The sequence below is a fragment of the Flavobacterium pectinovorum genome, assembly GCF_900142715.1.
GTDB classification, from domain to species: domain Bacteria; phylum Bacteroidota; class Bacteroidia; order Flavobacteriales; family Flavobacteriaceae; genus Flavobacterium; species Flavobacterium pectinovorum.
The window spans coordinates 518,129-536,936 of record NZ_FRBX01000002.1; the positions used below are offsets into that span (position 1 = coordinate 518,129).

Annotated in this window: 18 protein-coding genes and 1 tRNA gene; 14 read left to right on the forward strand and 5 right to left on the reverse strand. The window is 32.4% G+C overall.

Annotated elements, in window-relative coordinates; all coding sequences use genetic code 11:
- Positions 1-2 precede the first annotated feature (2 nt).
- The 5 genes from BUE22_RS08795 to BUE22_RS08815 all read left to right on the forward strand — a co-directional run bounded on the left by BUE22_RS08795 (position 3) and on the right by BUE22_RS08815 (position 6,684).
- Positions 3-1,661: a S41 family peptidase gene (locus tag BUE22_RS08795; RefSeq protein ID WP_073394616.1), complete on the forward strand. Its 1,659-nt coding sequence runs from the start codon at positions 3-5 to the stop codon at positions 1,659-1,661.
- Positions 1,662-1,701: 40 nt separating this feature from the next.
- Complete coding sequence (locus BUE22_RS08800) at positions 1,702-3,357, forward strand: S41 family peptidase (protein WP_073394617.1); 1,656 nt, start codon at positions 1,702-1,704, stop codon at positions 3,355-3,357.
- A gap of 328 nt (positions 3,358-3,685) precedes the next feature.
- Positions 3,686-4,465 carry a TatD family hydrolase gene (locus BUE22_RS08805; RefSeq protein WP_073394618.1) on the forward strand — a complete coding sequence of 260 codons (780 nt, stop codon included), beginning with the start codon at positions 3,686-3,688 and terminating at the stop codon, positions 4,463-4,465.
- Between the two features lie 61 nt (positions 4,466-4,526).
- Positions 4,527-5,663 (forward strand): 1-acyl-sn-glycerol-3-phosphate acyltransferase, encoded by a 1,137-nt coding sequence (locus BUE22_RS08810; protein WP_073394619.1) that lies wholly within the window; start codon positions 4,527-4,529, stop codon positions 5,661-5,663.
- Entirely contained in the window at positions 5,653-6,684 is a 1,032-nt protein-coding gene (locus tag BUE22_RS08815; protein ID WP_042563291.1) for an asparaginase, read from the forward strand. Before BUE22_RS08810 ends, BUE22_RS08815 begins: the two co-directional genes overlap by 11 nt.
- Positions 6,685-6,903: 219 nt before the next feature.
- Here the strand turns inward: BUE22_RS08815 and BUE22_RS08820 are convergent, their stop codons facing one another.
- Complete coding sequence (locus BUE22_RS08820) at positions 6,904-8,136, reverse strand: MFS transporter (RefSeq protein ID WP_073394620.1); 1,233 nt, start codon at positions 8,134-8,136, stop codon at positions 6,904-6,906.
- Between the two features lie 90 nt (positions 8,137-8,226).
- On the opposite strand from BUE22_RS08820, the gene BUE22_RS08825 reads away from it, so the two are divergent.
- Together BUE22_RS08825 and BUE22_RS08830 are read left to right on the forward strand one after the other, a co-directional pair.
- Positions 8,227-9,102, forward strand: a complete 876-nt coding sequence (locus BUE22_RS08825; RefSeq protein ID WP_042563293.1) for a LysR substrate-binding domain-containing protein — start codon at positions 8,227-8,229, stop codon at positions 9,100-9,102.
- A gap of 59 nt (positions 9,103-9,161) precedes the next feature.
- Positions 9,162-9,248: transfer RNA gene (locus tag BUE22_RS08830), tRNA-Ser, on the forward strand.
- Between the two features lie 71 nt (positions 9,249-9,319).
- On the opposite strand, the gene BUE22_RS08835 is transcribed toward BUE22_RS08830, so the two are convergent.
- From BUE22_RS08835 to BUE22_RS08845, 3 genes are all read right to left on the reverse strand, one after another.
- Positions 9,320-9,826 (reverse strand): GNAT family N-acetyltransferase, encoded by a 507-nt coding sequence (locus BUE22_RS08835; RefSeq protein ID WP_073394621.1) that lies wholly within the window; start codon positions 9,824-9,826, stop codon positions 9,320-9,322.
- A gap of 79 nt (positions 9,827-9,905) precedes the next feature.
- The gene (locus BUE22_RS08840) at positions 9,906-10,865 is read right to left on the reverse strand and encodes a nitrilase family protein (RefSeq protein ID WP_073394622.1); all 960 of its coding nucleotides are present in this window, start codon (positions 10,863-10,865) and stop codon (positions 9,906-9,908) included.
- Positions 10,866-10,935: 70 nt separating this feature from the next.
- Positions 10,936-11,760 (reverse strand): AraC family transcriptional regulator, encoded by an 825-nt coding sequence (locus BUE22_RS08845; RefSeq protein ID WP_073394623.1) that lies wholly within the window; start codon positions 11,758-11,760, stop codon positions 10,936-10,938.
- A 173-nt stretch (positions 11,761-11,933) separates the two neighbouring features.
- On the opposite strand from BUE22_RS08845, the gene BUE22_RS08850 reads away from it, so the two are divergent.
- From BUE22_RS08850 to BUE22_RS08880, 7 genes are read left to right on the forward strand one after another with little or no spacing between them, the layout of a single operon-like run.
- Positions 11,934-12,296 carry an S-adenosylmethionine decarboxylase family protein gene (locus BUE22_RS08850; RefSeq protein WP_073394624.1) on the forward strand — a complete coding sequence of 121 codons (363 nt, stop codon included), beginning with the start codon at positions 11,934-11,936 and terminating at the stop codon, positions 12,294-12,296.
- Between the two features lie 6 nt (positions 12,297-12,302).
- Positions 12,303-13,535: a DUF4178 domain-containing protein gene (locus BUE22_RS08855; RefSeq protein ID WP_073394625.1), complete on the forward strand. Its 1,233-nt coding sequence runs from the start codon at positions 12,303-12,305 to the stop codon at positions 13,533-13,535.
- Between the two features lie 6 nt (positions 13,536-13,541).
- Positions 13,542-13,721, forward strand: coding sequence for a hypothetical protein (locus BUE22_RS23715; protein ID WP_073394626.1), 180 nt, complete (start codon positions 13,542-13,544; stop codon positions 13,719-13,721).
- Positions 13,722-13,731: 10 nt separating this feature from the next.
- Positions 13,732-13,947 carry a DUF350 domain-containing protein gene (locus tag BUE22_RS08865; protein ID WP_073394627.1) on the forward strand — a complete coding sequence of 72 codons (216 nt, stop codon included), beginning with the start codon at positions 13,732-13,734 and terminating at the stop codon, positions 13,945-13,947.
- Entirely contained in the window at positions 13,940-15,460 is a 1,521-nt protein-coding gene (locus BUE22_RS08870) for a polyamine aminopropyltransferase (protein ID WP_073394628.1), read from the forward strand. Before BUE22_RS08865 ends, BUE22_RS08870 begins: the two co-directional genes overlap by 8 nt.
- Positions 15,435-17,063 carry an NAD(P)/FAD-dependent oxidoreductase gene (locus BUE22_RS08875; RefSeq protein WP_084540239.1) on the forward strand — a complete coding sequence of 543 codons (1,629 nt, stop codon included), beginning with the start codon at positions 15,435-15,437 and terminating at the stop codon, positions 17,061-17,063. Before BUE22_RS08870 ends, BUE22_RS08875 begins: the two co-directional genes overlap by 26 nt.
- On the forward strand, positions 17,041-18,063 hold the full coding sequence (locus BUE22_RS08880) for a hypothetical protein (RefSeq protein ID WP_073394629.1): 1,023 nt from the start codon (positions 17,041-17,043) through the stop codon (positions 18,061-18,063). The genes BUE22_RS08875 and BUE22_RS08880 overlap by 23 nt, the downstream gene beginning before the upstream one ends.
- Here the strand turns inward: BUE22_RS08880 and BUE22_RS08885 are convergent.
- The gene (locus BUE22_RS08885) at positions 18,060-18,800 is read right to left on the reverse strand and encodes an SGNH/GDSL hydrolase family protein (protein WP_073394630.1); all 741 of its coding nucleotides are present in this window, start codon (positions 18,798-18,800) and stop codon (positions 18,060-18,062) included. The two genes, BUE22_RS08880 and BUE22_RS08885, sit on opposite strands and share 4 nt — an antisense overlap.
- Positions 18,801-18,808 lie beyond the last annotated feature (8 nt).

Here is an 18,808-nt window from a genome sequence, read left to right on the forward strand (position 1 = left end):
GAATGAAAAAAATTACGTTATTATTTCTTCTTTTTCTTTCTCAAATCATCTTCGGTGCTAAAATTACCGAAACCGAAAAATTAGCTGCAACCTGCAAAGTTTGGGGGTTCTTAAAATATTATCATCCACAAGTAGCCAGCGGAGCATTTAATTGGGATAATCAGCTTTTGGATATTTTACCTAAAATTGATAAAGCACAAACAAAAGAAGAATTTTCATTAGTCCTTGAAAACTGGATTGACGCTTTGGGTCAGATAAAAGAAATAGCACCAATTGCGACTCCAAAAGATGTTGAATATTTTGATAAAAACTTCGATTTAAGCTGGTTTAATAACAAGCTGTTTTCTAAAAAACTTTCAAAGAAATTGAAATTTATTGAAGAGAACAGATTTCAGGGAGAACAGTTTTATGTTTACAGCTTAGTAGGAGGTGGGAATGTTGGCTTGAAAAATGAAAGCAATAAACATCCGGATTTTACAAATAAGAATTCAAAACTTCGATTGGTATTTATGTATTGGAATCTGGTTGAATATTTTTTTCCGGATAAATATTTAATGGATCAGAAATGGGATATCACTTTAGAAAAAACAATACCGCTTGTAATTAAAGCAGAGAATCAAGATGATTTTTATCTGGCAATGAGAAAAATGGTATCAAGAATTGATGACAGTCACACAGAATTTTTTACATTTTTGCCTCCAACGGTCCCAAAAATAAAAAATTTTTTCCCTGCTCATGGAAAGATAATTGATGAGAAATTAGTCATTACAGAAATTTTGGCTGATAGTCTTGCTCAGGCATATGATATAAAAGTTGGAACTATAATTACTAAAATAAATGATAAAACGATAAGAGAAATTATTGCAGAGAATAGAGATTTGATTTGTGCTTCAAACGAGCCTAAATATTTAGATAAACTGGCGGAGAAAATTTTAAGAAGTTATTCTGATGATTTAGTAAAAGTAGAGTTTTCTAAAAATGACCTATATGTCACAAAAACAATGATTTGGTATGATTATCATGATTCTCACAGAAATGAATTTAAAAAAGGTGCACGAAAAAAGAAGGAAAAATTCAAGCTTTTGGAGAATAATATTGGCTATGTTAATATGGGAATTATAGAAAGAAAAAATATTCCGGATATGATTGAAGCACTAAAAAATACTAGAACAATCATTTTTGATCTTAGAAATTACCCAAAAGGAACTTTTGAACCAATAGGAAATTTTTTAAACTCACAAGAAAAGAAATTTGCCATTTACACACTTCCGGATTTAACTTATCCAGGAAGATGTAAATGGAGTAGTGGATCTTCAATTGGTTTTGATAATAAAGATTACTATAAAGGGAAAGTTGTTCTTTTATTGGATGAAAAAACGCAAAGTCAGGCAGAATGGACTGCAATGTGTTTTCAAACTTCAGGAAATACTACAATTGTCGGAAGTCAAACTTCTGGTGCAGATGGAAATATTTCCATATTTGATTTTGAGGGATTTAATACGCAGTTCTCAGGGATTGGTGTTTTTTATCCAGACAAACGAGAAACGCAAAGAATCGGAATCGTTCCGGATATTGAAGTAAAACCAACAATCAAAGGAATTCAGGAAGGAAGGGACGAAGTTTTAGATCGTGCTTTGCTGTTTGTTGAAACTGGAAAATAATCCAAAAACAAAACTATTATAAATTTAAACTTAAGTCTTAATGAAAAAAATTACCCTCTTTTTTCTACTGCTTCTTTCTCAAATTACTTTTGGCTATGCTAAAATTACCGAAACCGAAAAACTTGCTGCAACCTGCAAAGTTTGGGGTTATCTAAAATATTACCACCCAAAAGTCGCCAACGGCGATTTTAATTGGGATGAAAAACTTTTTGAGGTTTTGCCTAAAATTGAAAGCGCAAAAAACAAAGAAGAATATTCAGCAGTAATAGAAAAATGGATAGATGATCTGGGAGTTGTACCCACAAATAAACCTCTTGCTGATGATCCGAAAAAAGATTTTTTTAATGAAAATCTAAACTTAGACTGGACACAAAAAGACAAATTGTTTTCTAAAAGCCTTTCTAATAAATTGAAATTTATTACAGAGAATAGATTTCAAGGAGCAAATCATTATGTAAACCGTGATGGAAAAGAAGTCAGTTTTCAGTTTGTTAACGAGCCGGAATATGCAGAAGTTTTATGGACAAATAAAAATTTACGTCTTCTTACTTTATTCCGTTTTTGGAATTATGTAGAATATTTTTTTCCATATAAATATAAAATGGATCAAAAATGGGATGATGCGCTGGTTGAAATTCTGCCGCATATAAGTGCTTCGGCATCTGAAAAAGAGTTTTTATTAGCAATGCGCGAAATATCTATAAAACTTAACGATACTCATGCAGCGACTTTTAATATGCAAATGATGCAGTATTTAGGCGGGGAGAAATATACTGCTTTTGGGACTAAATTCATAGATGATAAAGCCGTAATTACTACTATAGCAAATGATTCTTTAGCAAAGATTGACGATTTAAAAATAGGAGATGTTATCACTAAAATTGATGGTATAACGGTCGCACAAAAATTAGACGAACTCCTAAAATACATGCAGGGCTCTAATAGGCCAGCTGCTATATTAAATGGGGCCCTTGTAATGTTTACAGGAAATACAGATGACTTTGAGGTTGAGTTCATTCGCGACAATATTACTTCGGTAAAAAAAATACATCGTTATCCGAATGAAAAAATTAAAAGGTCACCGCCAAAAAATAGTCCAAATTGGGAAATTCTGGAAGATAACATTGGTTATGTAAAAATGAATAAAGTGCCAAAAGAAGAAGTGCCGGAAATGATGGAGAAATTAAAGAATACACAAGCTATAATTTTCGATGTTAGGAACAGACCAACATATACCGATTTTTTAGTTAGTGAATATTTAAACCCGGAACCGAAACCTATTTTGAGATTACTTTATCAGGATTTGAGTTATCCTGGACGTTACTATTTTAGTGATGAGATGGAAGAATGTGGTAAAATCAATACAGATTATTATAAAGGTAAAGTAATTGTTTTGGTAAATTCGGGAACTCATAGTTTTGGAGAACAAACAGCAATGAGTTTGCAAACGGCACCAAATGCAACTGTTATTGGCAGTCAAACTTCTGGTGCTGACGGTCCAAATTATTACTTTAAGATTATCAAAGGTTTTGATTCCTCTTTTACTTCAGCAGGTGTTTTTTATCCAAATAAAAAAGAAACGCAACGTATTGGAATTGTTCCTGATATTGAAGTAAAACCAACTATTGTGGGAGCTCAACAAGGAAAAGATGAAGTACTGGATAGAGCTAAATTGTTTGCTAAAAACGGGAAATAATAGTGAGTATTAATTTCTCGCTTGCTTTGTCAGACTGAGCGACCCCGAAGCTTCGGGAGAAGTCTCACAAAGAGAATCATCAGAGATACCTTTGTCAAAGTTCAAAACTTTGTCCAAATTTTTTTATGTATTCAAACCCGACAGGTTTTTATCCCGAGGCTTCGGGACTGTCGGGTTTATTATTAAGAAGCAAAGAGAAAAAAATCCGCGCCCAATCCGCGTTTTCACGAAGTGAATCCGTTTCATCCGTGTGCCATTTTCGTCATAACATTCAAATTGGGAAAGTTTTTAATATTGTCGTAATTTTGAACCTTTAAAAATTAGAAAATTGAATTCAACGACAATAATTACCGATACACATACCCATTTATATTCTGAAGAATTTGATCAGGATCGCGACGAAATGATTCAAAGAGCCATTGATGCTGGCGTAACGCGTTTTTTTATTCCTGCAATTGATGCCGCTGCAACACAATCAATGTACGATTTAGAGCAAAATTATCCGGATAATGTGTTTTTAATGATGGGTTTGCATCCCACTTACGTGAAAGATAATTATCTGGACGAGTTAAAGCACGTTGAAGCTGAACTGGCCAAAAGAAAATTCTACGCCGTTGGTGAAATCGGGATTGATTTGTATTGGGATAAAACGCATTTAAAAGAGCAGCAAATTGCTTTTAAAAGACAAATTCAATTAGCAAAACAATACAAACTGCCAATCGTAATTCATTGCCGTGAAGCTTTTGATGAAATTTTTGCAATTTTGGAAGAAGAAAAATCAGATGATTTGTTTGGGATTTTTCACTGTTTCTCCGGAACTCACGAACAAGCTTTACAGGCAATATCCTATAATATGAAACTGGGAATTGGCGGAGTTGTAACTTTTAAGAACGGAAAAATTGATCAATTTTTAAATCAAATCGAATTAAAACATATTGTTCTTGAAACTGATTCGCCGTATTTAGCACCAATTCCTTATCGCGGAAAACGAAATGAAAGCGGTTATTTGGTAAATGTTATTGCCAAATTAGCCGATATATATGATGTTTCTGAAGAAGAAATAGCGACAATTACAACACAAAATTCAAAAGACGTTTTTGGGATTTAACCCTATAGTTACTTAACTTTAGTTTTTTTTTTGTTCTTTTGCCCACTAAAAATAGATATTAATGCAGAAATTTGATGCCATTCGACCGTTTTATGATTCTGAAATAAATGAAGCACTTCATGATGTTGTCAATCATCCGATGATGAAAACCATGATGAACTTTACTTTTCCGGAAGTAGAAGATGAGGTTTGGAAAGAGCAGCTTAAGAAAACACATTCGATTCGTGATTTTCAATGCAACTTTATTTATAATACCATCCAAAAGGTTCTTGAAAAAAGTTCTGAAGGACTTACAACTTCAGGATTTGAGAAACTTGAAAAAAATACTTCTTACCTATTTATTTCGAATCACAGAGATATTCTTCTAGATACAACCTTATTAAATGTTTGTTTGTTCGAGCATGGTTTGGTAATGACAGCATCTGCAATTGGAGACAATCTGGTTAAAAAAGCATTTTTAAGCACATTGGCAAAACTGAATAGAAACTTTTTGGTTTTAAGAGGTTTAACGCCGAGAGAAATGCTGCAGAGTTCTAAATTGCTGGCAGAATATATGGGACAATTATTGCTTCGCGAAAATCGTTCGGTTTGGATAGCTCAAAGAGAAGGACGTACGAAAGACGGAAACGACGAAACTAATCCAGGCGTTTTAAAAATGATCGGAATGGGTTCTGATGAAGCCAATTTGATGGATTATTTTAAGAAATTAAAAATCGTTCCGGTTTCGATTTCATACGAATATGATCCTACGGATGTTTTGAAAATGCCGCAATTAATGGCAGAAGCAAACAATGAAGTTTACGTTAAAGATAAAAATGAGGATTTCATGACCATTTTGAGTGGTATCATGGGAACCAAAAAAAGAATACATATTTCTGTTGGTGACGTTCTGGATACAGAAATCGATCAGATTGTGGCCGAAAATGACAATGCCAACAAACAAGTTCAGGCGTTGGCACAAGTAATTGATGATTCTATCTTGAAGAATTACCAATTGTGGCCAACAAATTTTATTGCTTACGATATTTTAAACGAAACTGATAAGTTCTCTCATTTGTACAAAGAAACTGAGAAATCACTTTTTGAGCGTCGTTTAGAAATGCGTATTGGCAGCGATAATCCTGTTACAAGACTAGGGTTTTTATCAATGTATGCCAATCCAGTTGTCAATAAATTAAAATATCAGGATGTCATCTAAAGCTAAAATACTTTTAATTTATACCGGCGGAACCATCGGTATGAGCAAAGATTTTGCAACTGGTGCACTCAAAGCGTTTAACTTTGATAAACTATTGCAGAACATTCCTGAAATTGAACAATTAGATTGCGAAATTGAAACAGTTTCATTCGAACACCCAATAGATTCTTCGAACATGAATCCTGAAATGTGGACGAAAATTGCTGAAATCATCGAAGAGAATTATAATTCGTATGATGGATTCATAGTATTGCATGGTTCAGATACAATGTCATATTCGGCATCTGCATTGAGTTTTATGCTGGAGAATTTGGCAAAACCGGTTGTGTTTACGGGTTCTCAATTGCCAATTGGTGATTTGCGTACCGATGCAAAAGAAAACCTGATAACGGCAATTCAAATTGCTTCTCTTCAGGAAAACGGAGAACCGGTTATCAAAGAAGTTTGCTTGTATTTTGAATATAAATTGTACCGCGGAAACCGAACTTCAAAAGTAAATGCAGAACATTTTAGAGCTTTTACAGCACCGAATTATCCTGAATTGGTAGAATCCGGAGTTCATCTTAAATTAAACTCACATTTATTTCTTCCTGTAAAAAAAGATGCCAAACTAATTGTCCATAAAAAATTAGACAATCATGTTGCTATAATAAAAATGTTTCCGGGAATGAGCGAAGTTGTTTTGTCTTCAATTCTTGAAATTAAGGATTTAAAAGGAATTGTTTTAGAAACTTATGGCTCAGGAAATGCTCCAACCGAAGATTGGTTTTTAAATTTAATCCAGAAAGCCATTCAATCCGGTCTTCATATTGTAAATGTTACACAATGCTCCGGCGGAAGTGTAAATATGGGACAATACGAAACAAGCACAAAACTAAAATCTCTGGGCGTTATTTCAGGAAAAGATATTACTACAGAAGCCGCAATTACAAAATTGATGTATTTGTTGGGTCATAATATTCCGCCAGCTGAATTTAAAGATGTTTTTGAAACGGCGTTGCGTGGGGAAATTTCGTTGTAAAATTATTTCACCATATAATTGATATAAGTTCATTTTAGAAGAAGTTTAAAAAATGAATTTGATTTCGTTTGTCACATCGAGCGGAGTCGAGATGCCGCAAGTAGCTCCGTTCCTAATGTACCAGTCTTTGTCGAGTTTCTTGTGGAGATTTCTCGTTCCTCAAAATGACAAGATTGTAGATAGACGATTGGAATTTGGAATTTAAAAAAATTGGAATTTTTAATCTTTATACTGAACCGGACAAGTTTCCAACTCTTCTTCAGTACTCTGTTTTTTATAATACACATAAACAATTACCGAAATAATACAGATAATTCCCTGAATGGCAACTGTATTTCTGGTTCCGATGATGTGTGAAACGTAACCAATTATCAAGCTTCCCACAGGAATCATTCCCTGATAGGCCATTAAATAATAACTAATACTTCTGGATCGCATATTAACAGCACTTTGCGTTTGAATGTAAATGTTTATAGATGAGGTTTGTGCCATCATCCCTACACCGCTCAAAGCCATGCAAATAAGCGCCACAGTTAAACTATTTGAATAGGCTAGTATAATGATGCTAAAACCTAATAATAAGCTCGCAGCAATCATTATTTTGCCCATAATATCAGATCTTTTAAGATTTGCCAGATAAATGGCAGATAAAATAGAACCAATTCCGGCTGCGCTTTCAAACCAGCTGAAGGTTTGGGCGTTTCCGCTAAAAATATCTTTTGCAAAAACAGGCATTAAAGTATTGAATGAAATGACAAATAAACTACTGCACATAAGCATCAAAAGCATTTTTGCCATTTCTGCTTCTTTTTTTACATAATCAAAACCTTCGATAAAATCTTCCAGCATTTTAAATTTATCTGTTGCTTTTATATGTGGAGTTATTTTCATCATTAATAACGAAATCAAAACGGGAATGTAGCTAAGGAAATTTCCAATAAAACAAATGTCTTCGCCATATTGATGTAAAATAATTCCGGCGAGAGCCGGACCTGCAATTCGGGCAAAATTATTCAAAGTAGAATTTAGGGCAACCGCGTTTGGTAAATCTTCTTTATTGTCTACAATATCAATCATCATCGTTTGTCTGCAGGTCATATCAAAAGAGTTTATAATTCCCTGAAAAAGACTTAATGCTAAAATAAAATTGATATTGTATATTTTTAAGTAAATCAATAAAGCCAAAGCCCCAGCCTGAAGCATTGCGAGAGACTGCAATAAAATCATGGCTTTGTGTCTGTCGTAACGTCCAATAATACTTCCTGCCAATGGTGCCAAAAATAAAGATGGAATCATGCTTAAAAAGGTCGTTAATCCTAATAAGAAAACTGAACCTGTAACACTGTACACCATCCAGCTTACAGCTGTTTTCTGTAACCACGTTCCAACAACAGAAACAGATTGCCCGTAAAAGAATAACTTGAAGTTTTTTGATCTTAACGCTTTAAACATAACCTTAAATATTTTTTACAAAGTTCGGGATTATGATTTCATTAGAAAAATTAATAATTTTACTGATAATAAGTATTTAAACTTATCGATATGGAGATTTATCAATTAGAATATTTTATTAAAACAGCCGAAGTTCTTCATTTTACAAAAGCTGCCGAATTGTGTTTTGTAACGCAATCCGGTTTGTCTCAACAAATAAAAAAACTCGAAGAAGAGTTGGGAATGCCTTTGTTTGTGAGAATTGGAAAGAAAGTTCAGCTTACGGAAGCAGGTTCTGTTTTCCTGGTTCATGCCAAACAAATTATAGAAAATGTGCAAAGCGGTAAACAGGCAATTGACGATTTGAACCAAATGATTGGCGGCGAATTACGAATTGGCGTAACCTATATTTTCGGACTTTTAGTTTTGCCGGTTGTAAATTTGTTTGCTAAAACATATCCGCATTTAAAAATTGTTGTTGAATATGGCACAACGGAACCTTTGGAACAAAAACTATTAAACAACGAATTAGATTTGGTTTTGGTAATTTCTTCTAATGAAATTGAACTTCCTTTTCAAAAAGAGCCGTTGTTTAGGTCAAAATTGGTTTTGGCTGTTTCAAAAGCACATCCATTAGCCGTTTTAGATAAAATAACCTTTAAAAAAATAGAAGATCTCCCACTTATTTTACCCGTAAAAGGATTTAATTCAAGAGAGTTTTTGGATGAATTGTTTTTAAAAAACAATATGAAACCAAAAGTCTCGATAGAATTAAACGCAGTTCATGCTTTATTACGTTTGGTAGGTGATAGTGATTATTGGGCTACCATTGTGACAGAGAAAGCTTTACAAGGCTGGAATAATATAAAGGCAATTAACATTACAGGAGTTACAACGCAAAGAGATTCGTTTATGTTAACGATTGAAGGTGCGTATCAAAAGAAAGCCGTAAAACTGTTTATGGAAGAATTTAGAAAAAGCATGTAAGTAATCTTTGATTTTGTTTTTCTAACTCAGTTTTTTTTGTGTTCTTTGCAAACCAAAATAGAGAGGTGTCCGAGTGGTTTAAGGAGCTAGCCTGGAAAGCTAGTATATGGGTAACTGTATCGAGGGTTCGAATCCCTTCCTCTCTGCGAAAATGATTTTATAAAAAACCCTTGTGAATAACTTCGCAAGGGTTTTGTTTTTTAGATAAGATTAAAATCTAAAGCTTAATCTCAAACAAACTAAAAGAACCTTCTTTGTAATGTTCAGGTAATTCGTTTGTCCATTCGATGGTACTTATGCCTTTGTAGTCAAAACCACAACTCATATAGTATTTGTTTATTCTTTCGTTTCCGCTATGTGTGTCGAGTCTGATGTATGATTTGTTATTTTCTTTCGCATACGTTTTTGCCCATTCAACGATTTTTTTAACATACGATTGTCCTCTGAATTTTGGATTTGTTGCAATACGATGAAGATAAATTGCAGGATCTAAACTGGCTTTTTTCCAGATTATTAAATCATTAAAAGTAATAACAAATGTGCAGGCTATTTCGTTTCCTTCTTTGATGATAAAATGTCGATTTTCGGCTATTTCTTTTTCTATTAGTGCTCTTTCAAAACCTCTCCAACTTTTATTGTTAACTGTTTTTTGATAAGATGTTGCTGCATTATAGACATCAAAAACAGCATCGATATCTTCATTTTTAGTTTTAAAAAATTCCATTGCTTGGGTGTATTCTGTAGATTTATGTATTCTGTAAAGATAAATCTTCGGGTATTGAAAGTTCTATAAATTATTAGTTTTAACTTTTTTTATCAGTTTTTAACCACACCACATTTTGCTGAGATTCGTGATTCTGCCCAATAATATCCCGATATAATTCTGGTCTCCTAGCTTTTATGTAACGATTTCCTCCAGCCTGACTTAGTTTTTCGGGAGTAATTATTGCTGTAGCAAAAGAGTTGTCAAAAGTTCTGCATTCGGCTAAAATATCTCCAAATGGATCAATAATCATCGAACAGCCATTTTTTAATTGATCGTCGTCCATACCAATTGGATTCGAGAATACGGCATAAATAGCATTATCATAAGCTCTTGCGGGCAACCATTTCATTAACCAATCCCGACCTTTCATTCCATCAAATTCTAATCGTAAAGAAGTTGGATCAGCTTCACGGTTTTCCCAAAGTTGAGGTGCAACAAAACCAGCTCCCGGTCGGGTAGAAGGTGTACACATTGTTACGTGTGGCATAAAAATAATATCGGCACCTAAAAGTTTTGTTGCACGAACATTTTCTATAATATTATTGTCGTAACAAATTAAAATGCCGCATTTCCAGCCCTTAATTTCAAAAATACAGTAATTATCTCCTGGGGTGAGATATGGATTTATAAACGGATGTAATTTTCTATATTTTGCGACTAATCCATTTTTGTCAACACAAACATAAGCTTTGAATAGATTATCATTTTTATCTTTTTCAAAAAGGCCTGCTAATATTATGATGTCATTATTTTTTGCAATCTCAGTGAGTTTTAAAATACTTTCCCCATTCGGAATAATTTCCGCCAAATTCAGCATTTGTTCTTTCGATAAGTGCCTTGCAAAGGTATATCCGGTGATTGAACATTCATGAAACGAAATTACATCACAACCTTCATTGGCTGCTTTTTTTGAAAGTTGTTCGATTACAGATAAATTATAGTTTTTGTCGCCACTTTTATTCTCAAACTGAGCGGTGGCTATTTTTACATTTTTCATACATTCTGCTATTTATTTTGGGTCAAAAATAGCATTAGCAATATTTTATAAATTGTATAAAACCGACATTTTAAAATGTTGAAACAGGAAATGTTTTGATAAGATTGTTGGCTAGCTTTCTACTATTAAATAAATACTCTCGGGGTGATATTCCGGTATGTTTTCTAAAATCTTTTATTAAATGCGATTGATCTGAAAATCCGGCATCGTAGCAAATTGCCGTTAGGTTTGTAGCGTCAGATCTATTTTTTAATAATTTTAGAAAATGATGTAGTCTTATAACGTTCCCAAATTTCTTCGGATTTAATCCAATGCATTCTTTGAATTTTCTTTCCAGATGTCTTTCGGTGTAACCAGTATATTCAATTAATTGCTTTACAGAGAAATCGCCCTTGTTTGTAAGGATAAAATCTAAGGAATTATTTATTATGGACTGATTTGAAATCGATTTTGCAGCAATCAATGATCTAAAAAAAAGATTTAAAAGTTCAACACGTGCTTGATTATTTTGCTGGGATAATTTTTCCTGAAGTGCAGCAACTTTTTGGTCAAAAACTTCTTCAACAGGAATAATAGAATCCTGAAATTCAGTGGCAGGAATTCCTAGTAATTGGTAAATTCCATTAGGCTGGAAAACGACAATGATTAAGGATGTTTCATTTTCAGAATAAATATCTTTAAAACCATGAAGTTGTCCGTATAAAAAAGAAGTTGGTAAATATTTTTTTACTTCATCATTACTGATTTCCGATATAAGTTTACTTTTTAAAGAAAATACCACACCGGTATTCCCATCAGAAAATAGTCTAAGTTTTTGAATAGCAGTTTCTTTATTGTCTAAAAATAAATAATGCTTAATATAAGATGTTAATTCTTTTGATGGTGAAACTTGCATCGCTTAATTGCTGATTGTTTTTTGGGTTGGATCATGCAGAATATGCTTTCGACAAAATTAAATAATTTTTCTCACGCTTTATATTTTTTTTAAAAAAGCAAGTTAAATCTTATAATTTATTCTTATTAATTTTTCCAGAAAATATTATATATTTGGCTCCATAAATAATTTTGATGGATCTTCCTCCTTACTCACCGGGTTTGCATAAACTGGTTACTTTACATGTCGATGATACCCAAAAACTAACCAATAGTAAGGGTTTTGTTGCTATTACAGATTCAATTTTAGAAAAATTTAATTTAGAAAAAGTAGGCGTTATTGTTCATGATTTTGATAATGACAGTTTCACTATTTCATTTTGTTTAAAGGAATCTCATATTTGTATACATACCTGGCCAGAATATAATCAGCTTACATTAGATGTTTATTTGTGTAATTACCAACAGGATAATTCTCAAAAAGTAAGACAAATTATGGCAGAATATATCACTTATTTTGAAGGAGCAATTATTAAGGATTTTGAAATTAACCGATAAGAAAATATGAAAATTCCTTGTTATGGATGTGATACTGTAACCGAATTAGAGGTTGGCTTTGAGGTGATAAATTTTGTTTGTCCCAATTGCCAGAGTTTATATGCTGTTGATAGTGAAGGTAAGTTTCGCAGAAAATCTCAATATAAAAACACACTAAACGATTATACACTGCAAATTGGTGATAAGGGTTTCCTAAAAGGAAGCGATTATACCGTTACAGGAATATTGGACAAAAACATTTACCCTAATTATCGCTGGACTGAATATATACTACAAAATAGCGAGAAAGAATTTCTATACCTTTCTGAATCAAAAGGACATTGGATTTTGCTGACGGAGATGGAAGAAACTTTTGGGGTAAGAACGCATCCTTTGATCTTAGAACACAATAATGAAGATTATAATATTTATGAGTATTCTGATACGGAAATTGTAAATGCTCAGGGATTTTTTGATTTTGCATTACCCAACAATACTTTAATTCACCTTGTTGAATATATTAGGCCGCCCTATATGATTTCTGTTGAAAGAATGAATGGCGTTGAAACAGCTTTTTATGGTGAATACATTAAAAAAGATAAAATTAAAAAGGCATTTTCAAGAAGTTTTATGCCTTATCAAAGTGGTGTAAATATTATTGAACCGTTTCAGTTTGATATTAGAAATACGGCTATTATTTTCTGCATTTTTGCTCTGATAATTATTACGGCAAACTGGTTTATTTATAAAGATCAGGCAGAACAAAATGTGTTTTATAAAGAAATAACGTTTAGTGATATTGATAATAAAGAAATTACAAGCAGTTCTTTTACTTTAAATGGTGGTTCTGCGCCGTTAACGATTCATGTATCTACAGAAGTGGATAATTCTTGGGCAAATGTGAATATTGCTTTAATTAATGAAAATACTAATGATGAAATATATGCAAGTAAGGATATAGAGTATTACCATGGTTATAGTGACGGCGAAAGTTGGAGTGAAGGAGCCCAATCTGAAGAATTTAATATTTGTGGTGTCAAAGGCGGAAAATACCACCTTTTAATAACGCCCCTTAAAGCCCCTGAAGACCTTAATAATAAAGTTATAAAAATAAATGTAGTCTGGAATCAGCCTTCAAATCGAAACGTTTGGATTATTGTTATTTTTATGATTATCGTTTTTTTAGTTATTAGATTTTTTAAACTTAATTTTGAAAAGACACGCTGGGCAGACAGTAACTATTCTCCTTACTCTGAATAAATTTATATGAAAAATATCTCTGATTTTCTTTATAATAATTTGACGCCAATATTAATTGGATTTTTCTGCTTGGGATGCTATTTGTATTTTGCCTACGCAGGAAACAGAATCTGTGATTGCGAAACAACAGAAAAATATAGTTCTGCAGGAAGCCGTACTTCAATAAATCGTTTTTATCATAAATAACACTTTAAATATGGAATTAATACACGCACAACCAATCGTTAATTCGATCATCTATTCTTTTTTAGGAATAGTGATCTTGCTAATAGGTTATTTCATAATCGAAAAAATTACTCCGGAAAATACCTGGAAAGAAGTAGTTCAAAAAAATAATATAGCTGTTGCAATTGTTCTTGCAGCATTTATCATTGGAATTTCAATGATTATTAGTGCTGCAATTCATGGGTAAAAAATTTCTCAGGTTTGAATTTTTACTTCTATTTGCTGTATTTATTATTGCGACTTGCGGACTTGTTTACGAGCTTGTAGCGGGTACTTTAGCCAGTTATTTATTAGGTGATTCAGTAAAACAATTTTCATTTATTATTGGAGTTTATCTGTTTTCAATGGGTATTGGCTCTTTTTTTTCTAAGTTTTTCCACAAAAACCTACTCAATACTTTTGTGGAAATCGAAATATTAGTGGGTTTAATTGGAGGTTTGAGTTCAGTAATTTTGTTTTTGCTGTTCGAAAGTGTTGAGTACTTTCAATTTATTTTATACTTACTGGTTTTTATAACCGGATTTTTGGTCGGATTAGAAATTCCGTTATTAATGAATATCTTAAAGGATAAAGTCGAATTCAGAGATTTAGTATCCAATGTTTTTACTTTTGATTATATCGGAGCTTTATTGGCATCGATACTTTTTCCATTGATTTTAATTCCGAAATTAGGAATAATGGGAACATCATTGTTTTTCGGAATGATAAACGTAAGTATTGCTATCGCTTTGTGTTTTCTTTTAAAGAGAGAATTGAAGAATAGTTATTTCCTGAAAACAAAAGCCATTTTTTCATTTGCAGTTCTGTTAGGGGTTTTTATTTTTTCAGATAAAATTTTGGATTATTCAGAAGGAAAACTTTATGGAGAAAATATCATTTATACTAATTCGACACAATATCAGCGTATTGTTTTAACGCATAATAAGAGTGATTACCGACTTTATTTAAACAACAACCTACAATTTAGTTCCGCCGATGAATATCGTTATCACGAAGCCTTAGTTCATCCGGCAATGTCAATTGCCAAAAATGTAAAACACGTTTTGGTTTTGGGTGGTGGAGATGGTCTCGCAGTCCGTGAAATTTTAAAATATAAAGAAGTCCAAAAAATCACGTTGGTCGATCTTGACCAGGGAATGACAAAGTTGTTTAAAACCAATAAAGTATTAACAGATTTTAATAAAGGAGCACTTAATAACCCGAAAGTTACAGTAATAAATACCGATGCTTATATTTGGGCAAAAAGCTGTAAAGAAAAGTTTGACGTAGTTATTATTGATTTTCCGGATCCATCAAATTATAGCTTAGGAAAGTTATATTCTTTAAATTTTTATCAAACAATCAAAGCCATTTTAGAGACTGATGCGGCTGTTGTTATTCAGACAACGTCACCTTATTTTGCGCCAAAATCATTTTGGTGTATCAACAAAACAGTTATGCAGGTTTTTTCTCAGGTTGATGCTTATCACGCTTATGTACCCTCGTTTGGGGAATGGGGTTATACGATTGCTATTAATGGTTTTGGAACTACTTTTAATACTATAAACAGAAAAGCCCCGGGATTAAAATTTTATAATTATCAATTCGATAGATTTAATTATTTTACAACAGATATGATCTCAAATGAAATTGAAATCAATCGATTAGACAACCAAATTTTAGTACGCTATTTTGATGAAGAATGGGGAAAATTACAGTAAATCAAGACGCAATTTTGTAAAAGGAATTGGAGCTTCTTTGCTGTTAATTCCTTTTTTGCAATTCTGTTCTGATAAAATTATTCAGTTAATGTTTCGTTTGTCAGGAACAAATCATCTTTTGGGACATCGCCTTTGGATTAGAGATTTTCCGAAACCAACAAATGAAATTCATATACCATATTTAATTGTTGGAGGTGGAATTTCAGGATTAAGTGCTGCCCGGCAATTTCATAAAAAAGGAATTTCTGATTTTATTTTACTAGAATTAGAAGGACATTTAGGGGGAAATTCATCTAATGGAGAAAATCAATATTCTAAATTTCCGCTAGGAGCACATTATCTACCATTGCCTAATTTAAAAGATAAGGAATTATTACAATTTCTTGAAGAAGAGAAAATCATTTTGAGTTATGATCAGAAAGGATTTCCTGTTTTTGATGAATTACAATTATCTTTTGCTCCTGATGAACGTTTGTTTTATAAAAATAACTGGCAAGATGGAGTTGTTCCAAAAGAGGGAAATTCAAAAGAGGAAGACTTGGAATTTCAGCGATTTTTCAGGCAAATGGATGCCTTTCGAGAAGGAAAAGGAAATGATGAAAAGTTTTTATTCGATATTCCGCTTTATCTTTCCTCAGAAGATATTGCAATTCGAAACTTAGATAAAATCACAATGAAAAAATGGTTTGAGAATAATAATTTCAAAACAAAACCTTTATTTGATTATATAGATTATTGCTGCAAAGATGATTTCGGACTCGGAATTGAATATGTTTCAGCTTGGGCCGGAATTCATTATTTCGCAGCACGAAAACAAGACGCAACTACTGATAAAAAAGAAAGTGTTCTAACCTGGCCGGAAGGAAACGCAAGACTTGCATCTCACCTTAAAAAATATACTGACGGGAAAACGTTGAAAAATCATTTGGTTTATGAGGTAAGAGTCGAAAACCATAAAGTTATTGCCAAAGCATTTGATGATGTTAAAAAAGTTTCGGTAGAAATTATTGCTGACAAAGTAATTATGGCAACGCCTCAATTTGTAAATCAGTATTTAATTAAAGATCGAAAAGAATTCACAAAAGGATTTCATTATACACCGTGGCTTTTGGCGAGTTTAACAGTAACCAATTTATCTGATAATTTTAGTTTTCCGCTTTCCTGGGATAATGTTATTTATGAGGCAAAAGGATTGGGATATGTCTATGATCAGCATCAATCTTTAAATCAGGTTCAGGAAAAAAAAGTGATTACCTATTATTATAGTTTCTCCTCTGCAGATTTAAGAAAATCACGCAAAGAATTGTATAAAAAAAGTAAAGATTATTGGAAACAATTTGTTTTTGATGATCTTAAAATTGCTCATCCGGATATTGAAGATTGTACAGAGCAGATGGAAGTTTTTTTATTAGGTCACGGAATGGTAAGTCCCGTACCCGGATTTATTTTTGGAGAAGCAAAAAAAGAAGCTTCAAAAAATATTCAAAATGCAATTTATTTTGCCCATACGGATTTATCCGGAATTTCGATTTTTGAAGAAGCTTTTCATCACGGAATTAATGTAGTAAACCAAATTTTAGATGATACAGCCCTGGATTCATAAAGCCAAAACAGATTTGATATTCATCATTGGCCCGTCTTTTTTTGTATTGGCCATAATTTTTCTGTTTCAGGATTATATAACTGATATTGAAGACAAATATTCCTTTTATACCTGGCTTTTTTTAATTGTTTTTATAGATGTTGCTCATGTTTACGCAACTTTATTTAAAACCTATTTTGTGGCAGATGAATTTAGAAAGAACAAAAGAAGATTACTGCTTTTGCCGACAATTTGTTTTGTAGTTGGTATAATTCTTTTCTCTTTTGGAAGTCTTGTATTTTGGTCTTTTCTGGCTTATGTTGCCGTTTTTCATTTTATAAGACAGCAATATGGTTTTATGCGATTGTATGCCAGAAATGAACAAAAAACAAAGTTCTCTGTTTTTATAGATAATCTGACGATTTATGCATCAACGGGGTATCCTATGTTGTATTGGTTTTTTTCGTCCGAAAGAAAATTCAATTGGTTTGTTGAGAATGAGTTTTTTAAGTTCCATAACTCATTCTTTTTAGAGATACTTTTTTGGGTTTATTTGATTATTATACTCGTTTATATCACTTATACAATTTACAAAAGCATACATAATAATTTTTTTAACTTTCCCAAAAACGCTATCATTTTAGGAACGGCACTGTCTTGGTATTTTGGAATTGTTTATTTTAATGATGATCTTATTTTTACGTTGTTGAACGTGGTTTCTCACGGACTTCCATATATGGCTTTAATTTATTTTAGAGAAATTGAAAATAAAGCAAATGTAAATTCCCGGGTTTTTAGTTACTTAAGAAGTTACAATGCAATGTTTATTTACATATTGATTCTATTGATAATTGCTTTTTCAGAAGAATTTCTATGGGAAATTTTAGTTTGGAACGAAAATATCTCATTAACCACTTTTGATTTTTCAAATTGGCAGTTTTTAATAGTTCCGTTATTAAGTGTACCACAGTTTACGCACTATTTACTAGATGGATTTATTTGGAAATCGAAGAAAAATTAATCCTGCAAAGCCACTTTAACTTTAGGAAAAATACGCTCAACAAATAAAGTATAAGCTTCTTTTGACGGATGCAAGCCGTCTCCTGCGACTAAAGAAGGAATTTGAATTCCTTTTTGTGTAATGTCTGTGATAGAAACAAAAGTAACTTCGTTTGCTTTGCAATAATTTTCAGCGAAGGAATTATATTGTGCTATTTCGGTTGAAATTTTCGTAGTTCCTCCAAACATGGTTCCAAAAGGAGTAAAGGCATAATCGGGGATGGAGAGTACCACAACATTTTTTTTATCACCCTTTGCCAGAGTAATAGCTTTGTTCAATAATTCGGGAAATTCTTTTTCGTAAACCGAAAAATTTATGCCCTGATATTGATTGTTTACTCCAATTAAAAGCGTCACCAAATCGTAATTAGATTGTGGATTGTCTTCATTAATTGCCGAAATCAAATTTGAAGTTGTCCAGCCTGTTTTGGCAATTATTTTTAACGAAAATTTCGTTTCCGGATATATTGCTTCTAAACTTGTATTTAGTTGTTGCGGATAATTACAAGTTTCACAAACACTTTGTCCGATAGTATAACTGTCGCCCAAAGCCAAATATTTTATTGAGCTTGCAAGCGGAATTTTAGGAATTGAAATTATTGGAGAATCTGAAGTTTCTGAACTTATTTCGTCAGAACTACAGCTTAAAAGGAAGATAGAAAAAATAATAGTAACTATTTGCTTGAATTGTGGCTTCATAATTTGTA